The organism is Nitratireductor thuwali (assembly GCF_036621415.1).
Classification (GTDB): Bacteria; Pseudomonadota; Alphaproteobacteria; order Rhizobiales; family Rhizobiaceae; genus Chelativorans; species Chelativorans thuwali.
The window spans coordinates 73,174-90,901 of record NZ_CP030941.1 but is presented as its reverse complement, the minus strand read 5'-3'; the positions used below and the strand labels follow the sequence as shown (position 1 = coordinate 90,901).

Annotated in this window: 17 protein-coding genes and 1 pseudogene; 7 read left to right on the top strand and 11 right to left on the bottom strand. The window is 62.3% G+C overall.

Annotated features, from left to right (window positions below; genetic code table 11):
* Nucleotides 1-139: 139 nt before the first annotated feature.
* Both sigJ and NTH_RS00440 read right to left on the bottom strand, forming a co-directional pair.
* Nucleotides 140-1,129 carry an RNA polymerase sigma factor SigJ gene (sigJ, locus tag NTH_RS00445; protein ID WP_338528148.1) on the bottom strand — a complete coding sequence of 330 codons (990 nt, stop codon included), beginning with the start codon at nt 1,127-1,129 and terminating at the stop codon, nt 140-142.
* 59 nt (nt 1,130-1,188) lie between these two features.
* Nucleotides 1,189-2,637, bottom strand: a complete 1,449-nt coding sequence (locus tag NTH_RS00440) for a PLP-dependent aminotransferase family protein (protein ID WP_338528147.1) — start codon at nt 2,635-2,637, stop codon at nt 1,189-1,191.
* A gap of 97 nt (nt 2,638-2,734) precedes the next feature.
* Here NTH_RS00440 and NTH_RS00435 point away from each other — a divergent pair, with 97 nt between their 5' ends.
* Nucleotides 2,735-3,418, top strand: a complete 684-nt coding sequence (locus NTH_RS00435; protein WP_338528146.1) for a glutathione binding-like protein — start codon at nt 2,735-2,737, stop codon at nt 3,416-3,418.
* A gap of 470 nt (nt 3,419-3,888) precedes the next feature.
* On the opposite strand, the gene NTH_RS00430 is transcribed toward NTH_RS00435, so the two are convergent.
* From NTH_RS00430 to NTH_RS00415, 4 genes and pseudogenes are all read right to left on the bottom strand, one after another.
* The gene (locus NTH_RS00430; RefSeq protein WP_338528145.1) at nt 3,889-4,605 is read right to left on the bottom strand and encodes a glycerophosphodiester phosphodiesterase; all 717 of its coding nucleotides are present in this window, start codon (nt 4,603-4,605) and stop codon (nt 3,889-3,891) included.
* Nucleotides 4,602-5,639 carry an endonuclease/exonuclease/phosphatase family protein gene (locus tag NTH_RS00425; protein ID WP_338528144.1) on the bottom strand — a complete coding sequence of 346 codons (1,038 nt, stop codon included), beginning with the start codon at nt 5,637-5,639 and terminating at the stop codon, nt 4,602-4,604. Before NTH_RS00425 ends, NTH_RS00430 begins: the two co-directional genes overlap by 4 nt.
* Nucleotides 5,632-5,946 (bottom strand): TOBE domain-containing protein, encoded by a 315-nt coding sequence (locus NTH_RS00420; RefSeq protein WP_338528143.1) that lies wholly within the window; start codon nt 5,944-5,946, stop codon nt 5,632-5,634. Before NTH_RS00420 ends, NTH_RS00425 begins: the two co-directional genes overlap by 8 nt.
* Nucleotides 5,947-6,033: 87 nt before the next feature.
* Nucleotides 6,034-6,696: pseudogene (locus NTH_RS00415) on the bottom strand (MFS transporter); the annotation flags it as partial.
* Between the two features lie 106 nt (nt 6,697-6,802).
* Between NTH_RS00415 and NTH_RS00410 the strand changes: the two are divergent.
* Nucleotides 6,803-7,708, top strand: a complete 906-nt coding sequence (locus NTH_RS00410) for a LysR family transcriptional regulator (RefSeq protein ID WP_338528142.1) — start codon at nt 6,803-6,805, stop codon at nt 7,706-7,708.
* A 200-nt stretch (nt 7,709-7,908) separates the two neighbouring features.
* Here the strand turns inward: NTH_RS00410 and NTH_RS00405 are convergent, their stop codons facing one another.
* The gene (locus NTH_RS00405; RefSeq protein WP_338528141.1) at nt 7,909-8,919 is read right to left on the bottom strand and encodes a LacI family DNA-binding transcriptional regulator; all 1,011 of its coding nucleotides are present in this window, start codon (nt 8,917-8,919) and stop codon (nt 7,909-7,911) included.
* 196 nt (nt 8,920-9,115) lie between these two features.
* Here NTH_RS00405 and NTH_RS00400 point away from each other — a divergent pair, with 196 nt between their 5' ends.
* The 4 genes from NTH_RS00400 to NTH_RS00385 all read left to right on the top strand — a co-directional run bounded on the left by NTH_RS00400 (nt 9,116) and on the right by NTH_RS00385 (nt 14,183).
* Nucleotides 9,116-10,057: a dihydrodipicolinate synthase family protein gene (locus NTH_RS00400; protein WP_338528140.1), complete on the top strand. Its 942-nt coding sequence runs from the start codon at nt 9,116-9,118 to the stop codon at nt 10,055-10,057.
* 50 nt (nt 10,058-10,107) lie between these two features.
* Entirely contained in the window at nt 10,108-11,103 is a 996-nt protein-coding gene (locus NTH_RS00395; protein WP_338528139.1) for a TAXI family TRAP transporter solute-binding subunit, read from the top strand.
* 77 nt (nt 11,104-11,180) lie between these two features.
* Nucleotides 11,181-13,091: a TRAP transporter permease gene (locus NTH_RS00390; protein WP_338528138.1), complete on the top strand. Its 1,911-nt coding sequence runs from the start codon at nt 11,181-11,183 to the stop codon at nt 13,089-13,091.
* Between the two features lie 3 nt (nt 13,092-13,094).
* Nucleotides 13,095-14,183, top strand: a complete 1,089-nt coding sequence (locus NTH_RS00385) for a TolB family protein (protein WP_338528137.1) — start codon at nt 13,095-13,097, stop codon at nt 14,181-14,183.
* A 271-nt stretch (nt 14,184-14,454) separates the two neighbouring features.
* Here the strand turns inward: NTH_RS00385 and NTH_RS00380 are convergent, their stop codons facing one another.
* The 4 genes from NTH_RS00380 to NTH_RS00365 all read right to left on the bottom strand — a co-directional run bounded on the left by NTH_RS00380 (nt 14,455) and on the right by NTH_RS00365 (nt 17,401).
* Nucleotides 14,455-14,913: a metallophosphoesterase family protein gene (locus NTH_RS00380; RefSeq protein WP_338528136.1), complete on the bottom strand. Its 459-nt coding sequence runs from the start codon at nt 14,911-14,913 to the stop codon at nt 14,455-14,457.
* Between the two features lie 57 nt (nt 14,914-14,970).
* On the bottom strand, nt 14,971-16,446 hold the full coding sequence (locus NTH_RS00375) for a protein adenylyltransferase SelO (RefSeq protein WP_338528135.1): 1,476 nt from the start codon (nt 16,444-16,446) through the stop codon (nt 14,971-14,973).
* An 84-nt stretch (nt 16,447-16,530) separates the two neighbouring features.
* Entirely contained in the window at nt 16,531-16,695 is a 165-nt protein-coding gene (locus NTH_RS00370) for a hypothetical protein (RefSeq protein ID WP_338528134.1), read from the bottom strand.
* A 199-nt stretch (nt 16,696-16,894) separates the two neighbouring features.
* Nucleotides 16,895-17,401 (bottom strand): LysR substrate-binding domain-containing protein, encoded by a 507-nt coding sequence (locus tag NTH_RS00365; protein ID WP_338528133.1) that lies wholly within the window; start codon nt 17,399-17,401, stop codon nt 16,895-16,897.
* 98 nt (nt 17,402-17,499) lie between these two features.
* On the opposite strand from NTH_RS00365, the gene NTH_RS00360 reads away from it, so the two are divergent.
* On the top strand, nt 17,500-17,673 hold the full coding sequence (locus tag NTH_RS00360) for a hypothetical protein (RefSeq protein ID WP_338528132.1): 174 nt from the start codon (nt 17,500-17,502) through the stop codon (nt 17,671-17,673).
* Nucleotides 17,674-17,728: the final 55 nt, after the last annotated feature.

The following is a 17,728-nucleotide window of genomic DNA, read 5'->3' as shown; positions in this document are numbered from 1 at the left end:
CGCTCGCGCCGAGAGACGCAGTGGCATGCGAATCGCCAGGGCAATCCTGGACGCTTCAAGACGCGTCCCCGGCCTGGTTCGGGGCTAAGTGGATATCGGCTGCCAGCGACCGACCGATCGTCTTGAGAGCCCATTGGCGTTAGCAAATCTTGACCTCGCCGAGACGTTCCAGTTTGTCTGGGTTGCGCACGATGAAGATATCGGTGATGAGGTCCGCCTCGTCGTAAGCGAAAGAAACCGTTGCGACGATCTTCTCGCCCTCTCGCAGGACAAGCCCACGGGCACCGTTGATGTCGGTGAACGTCCAGTCATAGGCTGCCCACCATTCGCTCAGACGTTCGACCAGGAAGGCCCTCACCGCACCGCCTTCCAGGATCTCTGTCACCGTTGCTACCTTGCCCCCGCCGTCGGCGGTCAGGCGCACATCACTGGCGAGCATCGCGGCTAGGGTATCGGGCTTGCCCGTACGGATTGCATCTTCGAAGGCAGCAAGAAGCTCCTCCTGACGTTCCTTCGGCGGCTGATACCTGACGTGCCCTTCGCCAATCCGCGCTTTGGCCCGCGAAACGAGCTTTCGGCATGCCGGCTCGTTCATATCCAACGATGCGGCGACGTCGGCATAGGACATCTCGAAAATCTCGTAGAGAAGATAGGCGGCCCGTTCTTTCGGCGTCAGACGCTCCAGCATCAGCAGAAAGGCGGTCGAGAGAGAGGATGAAAGCTCCACTTGCGCCTCCGTGTCGTTGTCGATGAACGTGTGGACTGGTTCGGGCAGCCAGTTGCCCACATAGTCCACCCGGCTGCGGTAGGAGGCGCGCAGCATGTCGATGGCGCGCCGTGTGCAGGCTGTCGTCAGCCACGCGCCCGGAGATTGGATGCTCTCGATATCTGCTGCCTGCCAGCGGAGGAATGTATCCTGGACGGCATCTTCCGCTTCCACCCGAGAGCCAAGAATACGGTACGCGATGCCGAGGAGCCGCGGGCGTGCCTGCTCGAAGGTTCGGATCGCTGACCGGCCTTCGATCGCTCGTCCACTCTTTTTTAGCGTCATTGTCGAGAGCTCTTTTGTCAAAGGATGGCTTCTTTGACGACGTGACGATCCAGGCCTTAAATTTGTGACGCGAGCCAATATTTCCCCGGAACCAACTGGGTGAGGTTTTACCGGCTAGGCGTCGCAATGACTTACGATCACGTCACCATGCTGGCCAGTTCCTCAACTGCCGGCTCGATGTCCTCCGCCTCGATCATCCCGAAACCGAACACGAGACCTTTCTGGACAACGTCGCGTGAGGCGTAGCGGGCGATGTCCTCTATCCTGATGCGGCTGGCGGCGGCCTTGGCAACGAGAGCCTGTTCATCACAAGGCACAGTGAGCTCGGCGGCAAGATGAACCCCGGCATGGGCGCGAAAGGCGCGCAGGCGTTCGCCCAGGTGCTCATCAAGCGCCGCACGCAGCGCCTCATGCCTTGCCGAATAGATCCTGCGCATCTTTCGCACGTGACGCGCCAGGTGCCCTTCGGTGATGAAGTCGGCAAGCGCGAGCTGACTGATGAGCGGGTTGTGCCGATCGTTCATCTGCTTGGCAAGCGTGAGTGCATAGCGCGCCCATTCCGGGACGACGACGAAGCCCATCCTGAGCGCGGGGAACATACTCTTGGAAAACGTGCCGACGTAAAAGACCGACCCCGAACGGTCGAGTGTCTGCAGCGCGTCGAGCGGCATATGATCGTGCCGGAACTCGCTATCGTAGTCGTCCTCGACGATGACGGCACCGAAGCTCTCGGCGAAATGGAGCAAAGCCGCGCGTCGCCGTGCCGACATAGCGACGCCGAGAGGAAGCTGATGCGATGGTGTAACGCAGATGACGCGCGCACTCGGCGGCAATCGGTCCACGACAAGCCCTTCCTCGTCCACAGGAATGGAAAGGACTTTTGCGCCAGCCCCGAGAAATGACCGGCGTGTGGGTCCATATCCGGGGTCTTCAACCGCGACTTCGGTCTCGCCCGGGGTCACCAAGATGCGGGCAATGAGATCGATCGCCTGTATCGTGCCCGCCGTCACCACGATGTCCTCGGGCCGGCACGCCACCGCGCGAACGAAAGATGCGTGGCTGGCAATCGCCTCGCGCAATAGTGGTTCGCCAGCCGGGTCGTGCGCACGGACCTGGCTTTTGGCAACCTTGCGCACGGCACGCGTCGACAGCCGCTGCCATATGTCGAACGGGAACTGGCCGTCGGGCATACCCGCCACGAAGTCGTAGCGGTAGGTCTCACCGCTGCAAGTCTCTGCCAAAGGCCGCCATCCGCGCCAAGTGGGGCCAAGCCGCCTGTCGGCGATGGGGTCAGCCCGCAATGGAGCCCTGGGCCGCTCCAGCCTTGGGCGCACATCCGCGACGTAGGTGCCCGCGCCCCGTCGTCCCTCCACATACCCTTCGCTCAACAGCATGTCATAGGCGGCAATCACAGTGTTGCGCGATATGCCGAGTCCCTCTGCCAGCGCGCGCGTCGGCGGCAGCCGAAGTCCGGGTTGGAGCCGCCCGTCGATGATCGCTGCCCGCAATTGCCGGTGCAGAGATCGCAAAAGCTCGCGCGATCCCTTCTCGGGCAGGTCGATCGCAATGTCGAGAATTGGCTCCATGATTCTCCGGTCTATCGGACCTTTTTTGGAACCATATCCCCAGGCATCTTTGCGGGCAACGCATTGTTCTGGGGGCGAGAAGGACGAGGGTCCGTCGATGATCGATCTCTATTTCTCACCGACGCCAAACGGCCTGAAGCTGAAGCTATTCTTCGAGGAGACCGGTCTGCCGCACCGGATTGTCCCAATCGCTCTGTCAAAGGGCGAACAGTTTGCACCCGAGTTCCTCGCCATCTCGCCCAACAACAAGATCCCGGCCCTTGTCGATCATTCACCCATCGACGGTGGGGCGCCGGTGGCGATGTTCGAGTCGGGGGCCATGCTTGTCTACCTCGCCGACAAAGCGGGCATGCTGATGCCGACGTCTCCGCGCGGGCGTAACACGGTCCTTCAGTGGCTTTTCTGGCAGGTGGGCGGGCTTGGACCCATGGCCGGGCAGATCGGCCATTTCAACGTTCACGCGCCAGAGAAGGTGGCCTACGCAATCGATCGCTATGCGCGAGAAACCGCCCGTCTCTATGGCGTTCTGGACCGGCGGCTGGCGGATCACGAGTTCATCGCTGACGAATATTCGATCGCTGATATCGCCTGCTATCCTTGGATCGCGCCGCATGAAGCTTTTGGATTGAATCTCAAACTCTTCCCCAACCTCGCCAACTGGTTCGCCGCGATCGGCGCCCGTCCTGCAACGTTCAGGACGTATGAGGGCGTTGAGGATGTCTACGGCGCACGACGCAGACGACTCTCGGATGCGGAACGCAGAGTGTTGTTCGGTCGGTAATCACGAGTCTTCCAGCCCGGGCGTCGCCAGCGAGGCGGATGATGTGGAAAGGCAACGAGATGAAGCAATTATACGATGACCTTTGGCAGACCAGCCCGGAACATCCTCTGCCGCGTTTTCCGAACAGCCAGTCCCACGCCTACCTGTTGGTGAGAGACACTGGAAAAACCAGTTCAGATGGCGTGTGCTCCTTCGCCATATTCCGAGCCATACCGAAAAGGCGCAGCACTGCCCGTTTCGGAACCGACTCGAGCCAGACTGCCTTCACCCTGCCGGTGCTGTCTGCAATCCGTCGCCACCGTCCAGCCGCGCCCTTGCATGCATGCCCCTTTATAGCCACTGGCAGCCGATCGTCCGACAGGCCGTGCAGCAATACCGGCCAACCGCCCACCTCGGCTGCCGAGCAAAGCGCCTCGGCAACATGCAGATCGGTCTGACTCCGGTAGTCGATATCGATGGTGCCGGCGTGATCACGGCGGCAGGGCACTGGTTGCAGCGACAAAGCGATCCGCGTGATCGACATTGACGAGGTCGACGCTGGCGGCGGCCATGGTCCGGAAGACCTCGTCCTCGTCGCCGATATAGTAGGCCATCGTCTGCAGCTTGAGTTCGCGACAGGCAGCGAGCACGGCCGGCCGCAGTTCCTCGACGTTCATCTCAACCATGGTCGCGCCGAACACTGCCTGTGCCACGGAGGGTGAACGCGCAGTGCTGAGCGTGACCATATGGGCGAATCCCGAGGCGCAGGCCAGCATCGCCTGGCGCATGCACTGCTTGTGGGAGTACCAGAAGATGTCGTCGACCATGCCGAGGTCGCGAACGGTCTTCACCACCTTCTCGGGATCGCACCACTTGATCTCGATATAGGCGCCGGCGCGGCCCTTGAGATTTACGAGATAGTCGGAAAGCCGGGGCACTTTTTCGCCGGCAAAGTCCGACCCGAACCAGGAGCCCGCGTCGAGCCGGTCGATCTCGGCCGAGGACATTGCAGCGATCTGCCCACTGCCATTGGTGGTGCGGTCCACGGTGCGGTCATGCATGACGTAGAGAACGCCGTCGGCGCTCTCCCTGACATCGAGCTCGACATAGTCCGCGCCGAGCTCGATGGCCTTGTCGGCCGCCGCGAAGGTATTCTCGGGCGCGTGGTGGGAGGCGCCACGGTGGCAGACAACGAGCGGCTTCTTCACAGCGACACCGTGACAACAATGATTTCGTGGTCGGAAAGGGTCCGGCCGTCGGCGGCGACGGCCGGGATCACGCGCGGCGCGGAGGGCTTCAGTCCACGCGAAAAGAACCAGTCGATCTTCTTCAGCATGCGTTTCCGGTCGTCCCAGGAATGAAGACGCGTCGTCGGCTGGGCCGTGTTGCAGGCTCGCCAGTCGAATCCGGCTTCGGCCAACCGCGCGAACATGGGCTCGGCTTCCTGAGGCCGATCGAGGAGCGCCGCATCGTCGAAACCCTCGTCCGCCATCGCCCGGCAGTTGAAATCGCCGCCGACGAGAACCGCATCGTCGCCGCAAAGCTCGTCCACATGGCGCAGCAGGTAAGCCGTCTCGCGCTCCCGGTCATGTGGAAAAAGCCGGCTCTCATAGTGCACGGCCACGAACCAGACCGGCTCGGCCAGGCAAAGGCGGACGGCCAGCGCCATGCGCCCGCCGATGCGCCGCTGGTCGATCCCGTCCGGGCTGTACCACATGCCGCCCCGGTCGAGCGGAAGGAGCGCCGCGCGGTCGATGGCAAAGCGCGTGGCCACCGCGTTGCCGTGCAGGCCGGCCTCGTTGCGCTCGCCCGTGTGCTCGGCCTGTTCGCGACGATCCCCCAGTCCGAGCTCGATGAACTCGACGCCGAAGGCGTATCCCATGCCGAGATGGTGGGCGAGGTCCGCGGTCGTATGGCGGTTTCCGGAGCGCGCCATGCCGAGATCCATTTCCGTCAGCAGGCAGATGTCGGCGCCCGTGCCCTGGAGCCTTGCGGCGCTCTCAGGCACATGCTTGCAGCGCTCGAGGTTCCAGCAGGCGACGGTAAGCGAGCTTGCCGGCGTGGCGGGATTCACCGGCTGGCGCAGTTCGACAGCATTCATGCATCCGGCCGCCTGCAGGAGGCTGTCATGGCGGGTAAGGTTCGCCTCACCTCCTTCGGCTGCCTCGCGCCAAGTGTGCGACGGCCGGTCGAGCAAGTCTACTGTCGAGGTCACACGGTTGCGCAACGATGTTTCAGACATGGATTTCGAGACCCTCCACTCTCCGCCCGGACGCGCGGTCGAACAGGAGCGCGTGCGACGGCTCGAAACCGAGCCGGACCTTGTCGCCCGGTCTGAATCGCGGCAGTGGCGTCGTCTCAAGGAAGCGCAACATGCCGAGATCGGTATCCGCGGTGTACATGGTTTCCCGGCCCATTGCCTCGCTGCCCTGGATGCGCGCGGCCAGGCCGCCGGGCTCCTCCTCCCTGACAATCAGGTGCTCGGGGCGTATTCCGAGCCTCAATGCGGCGGGGAGGGCCGCCCCGCGGCCGTTCGGTCGCGCCAGCACGGTCGTTCCGACCCGCAGCTCGCCCTCGGAGAAATGGGCTGCACTTTCGGCAAACCCGCTGATCTCGGTAAATAGTGGCGCGATCTAGGTGAAGACCGCAAAGACACCGGCATAGCCGCGCACCGTCGTCAGCTGCCCGAGCAGGACCGGGCGGCGGCAGATGGCGCACAGGCCAGCCCGCCAGTCGGAGGTTTCGGGCTGCGTCCTGTCCTGCGGCACCAACAGCGCGAGGACGGTCAGGGCGATCAGCCCCACGAGCGTCACCGCCCAAAAGCTCGCGCGCCAGCCATAGTGCTGGCCGAGCCACGTGCCGAAGGGCACGCCGAGCACGGTCGCGGCCGTGAGGCCCGTGAACATGATGGCGATGGCCGAGGCGCGCTTGTCTTCGGCGACAAGGCCGGTCGCCACAACGGCTCCGACGCCGAAGAATGTGCCGTGCGTCAACGACGTCAACCCGCGCGCCGCCATCAACCAGCCATAGGTCGGCGCGAGCGCGCAGGCGGCATTGCCGATGATGAAGATGACCATAAGCCCGACCAGCACGCGCTTGCGTGGCCACCGGGCGGTGAGTGCCGTGAGGACAGGAGCACCCATTGCCACGCCCAGGGCGTAGCCGGATATTAACAGGCCGGCGGCGGCAATGGTCACGTCCAACTCACGGCTGACCCCCAGCAAGAGGCCCATGATGACAAATTCGGTGACGCCGATGCCGAAGGCTCCGGCCGTCAGGGCATAGAGCGCCAGCGGCATGGATGCGGTCCAATCTTCTTCGATTGTGCGATGCGGCGAAGATAGATCGGCGAAATCGAATGAGATAGAATGCCGAAAGGAACATTACTTGTGAGATGAACTCATCATGGCGCGGCTTGACGTCAACCGATCCGGCGAAATGGAAGTGTTCGTCCGTGTGGTCGAACTCGGCGGTTTCTCGACAGCCGCTCGGGCCGCACGCATGACGCCCTCGGCGGTGAGCAAGCTCATCGCGCGGCTGGAATCCCGGCTTGGCGCAAGGTTGCTCAACCGCTCGACACGCCAGCTCCAGCTCACGCCGGAGGGCTGCACCTTCTACGATCGGGCGACCCGCATCCTCGCCGACCTGGAGGACGCCGAGCGCGCAGTGGGCGTGGGCGAGCAGCCGGTCGGGCGCGTGCGTATCAACACCAGCGCTTCCTATGCAAACCACATTTTCGCGCCGGTTCTGCCGGAGTTTCTGCTACGCCATCCCGGCTTCACGCTCGACATGGTGCAGACCGATGCGGTGGTTGATTTTTTGGCGGAGCGCACCGATGTCGCGATCCGGGCCGGGCCGCTGAAAAGCTCCAGCCTCGTGGCGCGCAAGCTCGGCGAGACGGCGCAGACGATCGTAGCCGCCCCGTCCTATCTCGACCGATGCGGCGAGCCACGCACCATCGCCGATCTTGAACAGCACCATCGTCTCGGCTTCGGCTATGCGCGCGCTGTCGATGGCTGGCCGCTGCGGGAAAACGGCGAGACCGTCGTGGTTCCCGCCACAGGCCGCGTGCAGGGCAGCGACGGCGAGGGCCTGCGCCATCTGGCGCTCGCCGGCGTGGGCCTGGCGCGCCTCGCCGCCTTCACTGTTCGCGACGACATCGCCGTTGGACGGCTGGTGCCGGTCCTCGATCATCTTGACACGGGCGAGAAGGAAGCCTTCCACGCCGTCTATGTCGGCCAGGGCGGACTGCTCCCCTCTAGCGTCCGGGCGCTGCTCAATTTCCTCGCGGAGGAAGGAAAGGTGTTCTGACGCCATTTGGCAATCCACACCGTTCGCCGATCATCCCCAGCATGACGATGAGCCACCATAGCGCATTTCGTGCCTGTACGATCAGAGTAGACTTGGGGCCCGGAATCTGCCCGTCCGCTGTCGAGACAAAGGTACCAATAAGGGGAGCACGTCACGTTCCCTTTACGACCCGCGTCAGACTTCAATGTAGAAATCGGGCCCTAGCTGAGCGCAGCAGTCGAGCGGCGCGGAATCAATGATGGCGTCGCGACGCGGACACGATCGTCACTTGCTTGCGGCTCGCATGCGAGTAGGTCCAGCGCAGCGCTGGCGATCTGGTCAAAGGGCACGCGGACGGAGGTGAGCGGAATGGGAAGCCGGCTGACGAGGGGGATATCGTTGTAGCCCACCAGCGACACATCGTGGGGCACTCTCAATCCCATCCGCGTGAGTGCCGAAAGCGCGCCGATGGCAGTATTGTCGTTGACAGCAAATATAGCGGTCGGCCGGTTTGGCAGCGCCATTAACTTTTCGGCGGCCTCAGTACCGGAATCGATGCCGAAAGTCGATCCAATGAGAAGATCCTGATCAATGGCGATACCCGCCTCCGAAAACGCTTGGCGATAGCCCTCAACGCGCTGCGTGGCGCTCGACGCATAAGACGGACCGGAGATTAGGCCGATACATCTGTGACCGAGATCGAGCAGATGGCGCGTAGCGAGGTAACCGCCCAATTGGTCGTCCCCTACAGAGGCGGGGCTCCTGCCATTGGTTCGCAACGTGAGCACATAGTTCACGCCACGTCTTTCGAGTTCCGCCGGAAAATCGTCATCCAAGCGCGCGGTCGCAAGAATGAGGGCATCGACACCACGATTGAGAAGAGTCTCTGCCGCCTCTCGTCCGGCATCTGGGTCATCGTCCGTGGTCGCCACGATCGCGAACAGGTCTGTCCTTCGACAAGCTCGTGTGATCGCCTCATAAAGCATGGCCATGACGGTGTCAGTCAGCCGCGGTACGATCACGCCAATCGTCATGGTCTTGCCGCGCCGGAGGCTCGCAGCGGACATGTCACGTATGTAGCCAAGCTCCATGGCGACCCTGCGCACACGTCGAGCCGTTTCACTTTCGGAGCGAGGAAGGCGTTCGTCCAGAATGCGCGAAACGGTCGACTTCGATACTCCGGCTGCAGCCGCGACGTCGAGAATCGTGATTCGCCCCTTTTTCTCTGCCATTTCAAGCTTCTGATCCAAAGTTGATCCCTCGTTTTCGTATCGGTCGAATATTCCGGCTACTTTTTTGCTTGACTCGGAGGAGAGTCAAATTTCAATATGGGAACGTTCCCATAAACGATCCCTTTCCGCAAGCGGGAAATCAGTGACGCAAAGATGGGAACGTTCCGATTATCGTTCCTATCACTAGGAGAACAATATGCCCACCATGGATCTTCGCGGTCTCAGCCCCGCACCGGTCACCGCTTTTACCCGCGATGGCGAAGTAGATTTCGACGCTAACGTCCGCATCGCCAAGTGGCTGGCCTCATTCGATGACGTCAAGTCGCTGGTCATCCTCGGCCATGCCGGCGAAGGCACTTTTCTGACCGAAGGTGAGCGTCTCGACCTCATCCGCGCTTATGCGGACGCGGTGGATATCCCGATCGTTGCCGGCATCACCGGCGAGGGAACCAAGGTTGCCGCTGAGGAAGCCCGGAAGTGCCGCGAGGCAGGTGCGACTGGCGCGCTGGTTTATCCGAACCATGGCTGGCTGCGCTTCGGCTTTCAGAAGGGTGCACCCCAGGACCGCTACAAGGCTATCTGGGAAAGCTCGGGCCTGCAGTGCATTCTCTTCCAGTATCCGGACGCCACCAAGGCCAGCTACGATCTCGATACCCAGCTTGCCATCGCGGCGCAGGAAGGCGTCGTGGCGACCAAGAACGGCGTTCGCAACATGAAACGCTGGTATGTGGAAATCCCGGAACTGAAGAAGGCCCAGTCCGACCTCCAGATCCTGTCGTGCCATGACGAATGGCTTCTGCCTACCATGTTCGATGTCGATGGCCTGCTCGTCGGCTACGGAAACATCGCACCCGAGCTTCTGATCAATCTCATCAAGGCCGGAAAGGCGCAGGATTATCCCACCGCCCGCCGGATCTTCGAGCAATTGCTGCCGGTCACACGAGCTGTCTACCACCGCGGATCTCACATGGAAGGCACCGTGGCGCTCAAAATCGGCCTGCGGTATCGCGGCATTCTTGACCATGCGACGATCCGCGAGCCGCTCAAGGACCTTGGCGCAGCCGCCGAACGCGTGATCGAGGCCGCATTCGAGGCTGCCGGTATCGGCCGGGTCGAGGATCTAATGGCCGCCGAGTAAGTCATTGCCCCCGCCAGTGGGCGGGGGTCCATCCATCGGGAGGAAACAAGATGATTGAACATTTCGCAAAACACCTGAAGATCGCTGCCTTGGCGCTGTCTGCAGTTTTTGCCACGACCTCTGCCTTCGCACAGGAAATCCGGATCGGCGCCATGCGCGAAGGCTCGTCCTGGTATGTTTTCGCCGCCACGCTTGAACAGATGATCGAGCCGATCTTCGGCGACAACACGGTTGAGGTGATCGCGCGCGGCGGCGGTGTCGCCAATCCGATGGTCGTGCAGTCCGGCAAGGCCGAAATCGCCCTTTCCAACGTCGCGACCGCCGTCTGGGCCAAGTCCGGCGCGCCGATTTACGAAGGCGCTTCGGCCCCGGATATTCGCGCGCTCGTGGGCGGCCTGAACAAGGTCTATGTCGGCATCATGGCCCGCGAGGAATTCATCGACGCTGCAGGGACGAATGATTTTGGCGCCATCGTGAAATCGGGAAAGCCCATCCGCCTGCTGCTCAAACCCACCGGCTCCAGCGCCGTTCCCGCCGCCCAAATGCTGCTGGAGGCCTATGGTTCAAGCTTCGACAAGGTGAAGGCCGACGGCGGCGACGTGATCCAGGTCGCCGAGGCGCAGATCGCCGATTCGCTGCGCAACGGCAACGCCGACATCTATGTCGACACGATGATCAGGGGCCATCCCACCATCACTGAAGTGAATCTCACCGCTGACATGGTGTTTCTCGATATCCCGCAGGAGGCCATGGACCTTCTCGCCGAAAACGGCCTGACGCCCGGCGAGTATGGCCCTTGGTTCGACGACCAGAAGGGGCCCAATTCGGGCGCCAATCTCGGCACCGTGTTAATCGCCAGCGCTTCGCTTGATGAGGAAAAGGCCTATCAGATCACCAAGGCGCTGGTCGAGAATGCCGAGACCATGGGCGACGCCCATGCTGCCTGGAAGTTCTTCAAGCCGGAAGACGCCTGGAAGCCCGAGAATGTCGGCATAGAACTACATCCCGGCGCGATCCGCTACTACAAGGAGCGCGGCTGGATGTGACCTGCCGCTTGCCCGGCGCGGAATATTTCCGCACCGGGCCTGACCCCTATCCGTTTCCGGCAGCCGGAGCCAGAGCCATGACCACGACCGAGCCCCGTTCCCTCTTCCGTTCTCCGGTCTTTCTGATCGGTTTGCTCTTCATTGCATTCCAGATTTGGATCCTCTTCGCACCCCAGCAGCCGATGTTCCAGCGCCCCGTCCACCTGTGCTTCGCGCTGGTGCTGCTCTTCCTCTGCCGGCCCTTCAGTATCTCCTTTCTTACGTGTCGGTGGGCGCGCATGGTCGATTTCGCGCTGATTGCGGCTACGCTTGCCGTCGGCGCCTACTACATCGTTGAGTTCGACCGTCTGACGACCCGCATGGAAAACGTCTCGCCGATCTTTCCGATTGACCTCTGGGCCGGCGTCGCGCTCGTAGCCCTTCTGCTGGAGGGCGCGCGTCGCGCGGTCGGCTGGATCCTGGTCGGCGTGCTGCTGGTTTTCATCGCCTATGCATTCTTCGGCAATCTGCTGCCGGGCTGGCTCTCCTTCCGCGGCTTTGATCTGGAGCCTGCCATCGAGATCACAACCATGACGACGGCAGGCGTTCTTGGCATCACCACCTCCACCTCGGCCGACTTCGTCTTCTATTTCATCCTGTTCGGCGCCTTTTATGGAGCGATCGGTGGCGGCCAACTTTTCATCGACCTCGCCGTCCGGCTTGCCGGGCGCACCGTCGGCGGCACGGCCAAGACCGCCATCATCTCTTCGTCGCTCATGGGGTCGATCTCAGGCTCGGCGGTCGCCAATGTCGTGTCCACCGGCGTCTTTACCATTCCGCTGATGAAGCGCTGCGGCATGAAGGACCACCGGGCGGCAGGTGTGGAGGCCATCGCCTCGACCGGCGGTCAGTTGATGCCGCCGGTGATGGGGGTTGCGGCCTTCATCATGGCCGAAATGCTCAACATGCCCTATGCGCAGATCGCGCTGGCCGGCCTGATCCCCGCCGTCGCCTTCTATCTTGCACTGCTGCTCGTGGTTGACCTTTCCGCCCGGCGCGGCGGCCAGCGTGCCATGACCGCCGAGGAAGTGGCTAAAACCGGCGCGCTCCTGCCGCGCATCCACCTGCTTCTCCCGCCGGTCGTTTTGATCGTCGCCCTGGTGACGGGGTATTCCGCAGCCTACTCCGCCGTCGTTGCATCGCTGAGCTGCCTCGTCACGCCGTTCCTGCGCAAGTCCACCCGCGTCGGCCTGCCGGCCTTTCTGGAGGGCCTGCGCGAAGCACCGAGGCAGGCGGCGGAAGTAGCCGTTCCCATCGCCGCCATCGGCCTCGTTATCGCAGTGGCGGTGCAGTCCAACCTCGCCCTGAAATTTGCTGGTTCGCTGCTGTCGCTTTCGGAAGGCTCGATCTACGCCTCGCTGTCGCTCGCCATGCTCGGCTGCATCATCATGGGCATGGGCCTGCCCACGGTCGCCGCATATATCATCGGTGCAGTGCTTTACGTTCCGGCCATGCAGAAGCTCGGTTTGGAGCCGCTCGCGGCGCATTTCTTCATCTTCTACTACTGTGTCCTCTCCATGGTGACGCCTCCTGTGGCGCTGGCGTCCTTCGCGGCGGCCGGCGTGGGCAATACATCAGCCATGAAAACCAGCTTCTCGGCGTTCGGCCTGAGTCTCGTCGCCTTCTTCATTCCATTCGGCTTCGTCTTTGATCCCGGCATCCTTTGGCAAGGCAGCTACGGCACGATCGCGCTCAGCGCCGTCAGTTTGCTGGCTTCAACCGCGCTTTGGGCGGTCGCCTTCGGTGGCTGGTGCGGCAAGCCGCTCGGATTGCCGCTTCGCATAATCATCGGCGTTGCAGGTCTTGCGGCCGTCATCGAGCCGATGGGAGGAACGATCTGGATGATAGCGATTGCGGTGGGATGGGGTATGGTCGCTGCGACCTTTGCCGCCTCGCGCCTGAATGCGGGGCTCTTTGCCAACCGCTTGTTCGTGCAGCCTGCGGAGTAGCCAATGTCCCGGCATGTCTGGCCCGCAGAAGGGAAGATCTTCAGCGACGAGCACGGGGTGGTCGTCCGGCAGGTCACGACCCATCCATCGATCCATCACCATCCCTTTTTCTTCGTCGAGTCCTTCGATGATGCGATGCGCCATTTGGTGTTCCTGTCGCACCGAACCGGAAGGCCTAATATTTTTATCGAAGACCAGCAAAGCCACGAACTGATCCAATTGACCGAAGAGGAAAGCCTTGCGGAATGGTCCGTTATCCCTTCTCGCGACGGCCGCTGGATCTACTACATTGCGGGGCAGGCTGGTTACCGCGTCAGCCCACTCGATGGGCAAGCCGAGTGTCTGGTCGATTTCGGGCAAGCGGAAATGCGCGAGAAGGGCATGGTCGGCGCGGCCATGGGCACCACGGCGCTCTCGGCCAGCGGGCGATACTGGGCGGTTCCGGTGCGCAGCGGCGAGATCACCCGCTTCTGGATGATCGACACGATAAGGCAGACGGCAGACGTTTTCCTTGAGAGGCCGACGATCGGCCACCCGCAGTTCTGCCCCGACGATGAGGATCTGATCCTCTATGCCGGCCCCATGACAGACCGGGTCTGGGTGACCAACCGTTCAGGCACGATGGACCGCCGGATGCATGAGCGCACCCGCGATCTGCAGTGGATCACACACGAGGTCTGGCGGCCCCGCCATCGCTCCATTCTCTTCGTCGATTGGCCGAATGGGATCGGAGAGATTGACGTGCCGACCGGCGAGGTCCGGCAGATATCGAACTTCCCCGCCTGGCATGGCGCGCCGGATCGTGGCGGCACGCGCTTGGTCTGCGACACCAACTTCCCTGATCGAGGGCTGCATCTTATCGAACTTGCCGCCACGCTCAATGCGGAGCCTATGTTCATTCACGAGCCTGAGGCCAGTTCCATGGGCGCGCATTGGGCCCGGCCCTTTCCTTACGGCAATGGCCCTGTGAAAGTCTATGCGCCGCAGCACACCCATCCGCACCCGCGCTTCTCGCCGGACGGAAGGCAGGTTGTGTTCACATCAGATCGCACCGGCCACGCACAGGTCTATGTCTTGAGCATGTCGGAATAGACGTCTGGCCCCTGCCGTCGTTTGCAGAAGATATTCCAGGGTTTCATCGGCTGTGGCGGCGGGCTGCGAGGTTGCTGAACTGCCTTCGAACCTCGAACGCTATGTGAGGGTCATTCGCGGGACCAAAGACGAATGCCGGCAAGGGGGCCGTTAGCGGAAAGTCGGCTTCCGATTTCTATTGTAAGAAGCTGACAGCAGCCGAACGGCCTTGGAGGTACGATGCCGTGAACGAGGCGGATGGAAGCAGTTGGATCGGTCGCGCCGTCCTCGTTTATGCGATACGATGGATTGTCGAGGACATCGAGTTTCCCTCAAGGTGGAGGGTCGCAATTGTTATCGGAAGACTGAAGCGTTTGGGTCCGCCGCTTCCGGGGTTCAGATAGAAAACGCCGTCGACCGTTTCTGTGCTGGCTCGGTGCGAATGCCCGGAAATTACGACATCGGAACCATTTTTCGCAGGATCGAACCAGAGATCATTGCGATCATGGATGACGAAGAAGCGACGGCCAAGCAGTGTTACGGAAGCCGTCTCAGGGAAAGCGCGCGCCCAATCCGCGACGTCGACATTGCCGCGAATGGCGGTGACCGGAGCAATCTCGGCAAGGCCAGAAATTATCTCCGGCTTGCCGATGTCGCCGGCGTGGATGATGTGCTGCACGCCTTGGATCATCGACAAGGCCTCGGGGCGCAGCAGCCCATGCGTATCCGAAATGATCCCGATAACCGCCATTGAAAGAGCTGCTCCTCGGTCCGCCGAATAGGGTTGCGTCGCTCGTGGGCCGCGCGTTTACGTGCCACAGAAGGTCCGGTAGGCCGCCTCGGGCACCGGCGGAAGGCCGGCATAATCGGTGAACTCCGCCTGATCCTCGAAGGGCGTGGCCAGCGCTTCGTTCAAGCGTTCGAAGGGCGCTAGGTCGCCGGCCACCGCGGCGGCAAGCGCTTCCTCGACGAGGTAGTTGCGCGGAATGATCGCCGGGTTTACCGCATCCATCGCAACGCGACGTTCACCCGGCTCTCTCGGTTCGGCCGCGAGGCGCATACGCCAGCGAGCCGCCCAGCCGTCGTAGGCGGTTGGATCAGCAAAGAGACCGCGCAGCGACTCCTCGGCCTGCTCGCTTTCCGCCGCTTTGCCGAGACTGCGGAAGGTCAAGGTGAAGTCCGCATTCTGCTGTGCCATGTGCCCAAGAAGATCCTCAATCAACGCGGCGTCTTCCGTCTGCGGTGTCTGCAAACCCATCTTCGCGCGAAAGCCGTCGATATAAGCGGTGTTGAACGCGTTCGCAAAGCCGGAGAGGACGTCCTGTGCGGCTTCGATGGCATTGTTTTCGTCTGGATCGAGATGAGGAAGCAGACATTCTGCCAGACGTACGAGGTTCCAGTTCGCGATGCGGGGCTGGTTGGCGTAGGCGTAACGCCCGTTCCGGTCGATCGAGGAGAAGACGGTTGCGGGATCGTAAGCGTCGAGGAAGGCGCACGGACCGTAGTCGATCGTTTCCCCGGCGATCGACATATTGTCGGTGTTCATGACGCCGTGCACGAAGCCGATTTGCATCCAGCGTGCGACGAGTCCCGCCTGGCGGGCGCAGACGCCTTCGAGAAGAGCGCGGTAGGGATTGGGAGCGCCCGCGGCCTCGGGGTAATGCCTGTCGATCACATGGTCGGCGAGTCGGCGAACCGCGGCATCGTCGCCCCGTACCGCGAAGAACTGGAACGTGCCGACGCGTACATGGCTGGAGGCGACACGCGTGAGGACGGCGCCCGGCAGGGCCGTTTGCCGGTAGACTGGTTCTCCCGTCGCGACTGCGGCCAGCGCCCGCGTGGTTGGGATTCCGAGCGCGGCCATGGCCTCGCTAACGAGATACTCGCGCAAGACCGGGCCGAGCGCGGCCCGTCCGTCGCCGCTGCGCGAGAAGATGGTGGGGCCAGCCCCCTTCAGTTGAATGTCGCGACGCCGGCCCTGCCGATCGACGACCTCGCCGAGGAGGATGGCGCGCCCATCGCCGAGTTGCGGCACGAAGTTTCCGTATTGATGTCCGGCGTAAGCGGCCGCGATCGGCTCGGCTCCTGTTGGGAGTCGGTTGCCGGCGAAGATTTCAACCCCTTCAGCATTGTCCAACACATCCGCGTCGAGCCCGAGCTCCTCGGCGAGCCGCCGGTTCAGCTTCAGGAGATGCGGCGCAGCGACGGGTGACGGCACGGCAGGCCAGTGGAAGGCGGCACCGAGGCGCGCGTAGCTGTTGTCGAAGTCGAAATGTACCGTCATCTTTTCCGCATCGCTTCCATCGTACCGCTCGGCCGCTGGCTCTCGACCGTTCTGCACATAGGTGGCGTTGCCGATGCCGGATTTCTAGCAGGCTGTTGAAGAAGTATCCCGTGTGGCTTTGAGGATTGCCTCATCGCCATTGTGATAGGCGAATGTGATCTCGATGGAGCCGTCATCGAGTAATTCGGCATGGCCGTCGCCGCTGAGCTCGTCCATTTCATCAAAGCCGGCCCATGTAAAGAAGATCATGGACGGGCTGTAGCCGCGATCCAGGGTCGCCTGCAGGGCGCCAAAAGGTGATTTCGCCGCGATTGCCCGCGCCGATGATGATCGCGGCGGCGACGGATGGCTCCGATGTCCATCTGCCTGGGGCGGGCATTGAAAACGTGATTTGAATACGAGACAGCTTCGGTGCTTGAGCTTAAGAGCAATCCTAGGTATCTGCCGGTTATGCAGTGATCGGCTTCCGATGCGGAGACACCGGAAAGAGTTTCGCGGCCATGAAGTCGACGAAGACCCGGAGTTTGGGCGCAATGTGACGGTTGGTTGGCCAAAGCAGGCGAAACGAACCCTCGTGCCGGACAAAGTTCGGCAGGACGGTTACGAGGCGGCCTGTGGCGAGTTGGTCGGCGATTGCGAAATCGGGCAGGGAGGCGATCCCCACGCCGCGTTCCGCCATCATGATCAGTGGTTCGATCGTGTCGACAACGGCGGTCGCCGGCAGGTCCAGGCGCAGCTCTGTTTCGCCCTCGTAGAGTGCCCAGGGTTCCAGTTTGCCGCTCGTCGCGTAGCGATGGTGCAGACAGGCGTGCGTCATGAGATCGTTTGGCACCCGCGGGATCAGCGCTGGATAGCCGATCTCCGGGTCCCGCATCTGTTCTTCGGGCAGACTCAGGCTTTCCATTACGAAAGTTGTATCGAAGCCCGGTGTCTTGCGTGGCGGTTTCATGAGCATGTGCCCTCCCGCGGCTTGCAAAGGTGCCACTCCGTCGCGCCTTGGTAAGCATGCGCGGCGCTGAGGACGAGAGACGATCGGTAAGATGAGCGCCGGCGATGTTCGCGACCAATGCCATCGCCAACCGGACCTACCTGCCCATCCCCCTGCTCCTTGTCGCGGCGACATGGTACCTCGCGATCACCTCGGTGCTGATGGTCGGGCAATACTATCTCGAACGTCATTTCGGCCGCGGCCACGACGTGATCGTTGCCGAGGGAGGGCCACGCTGATGCATGGTACGCCAGTCAGTCCGGCCGTCGAACTCCAAGGAATCCGCAAATTCTA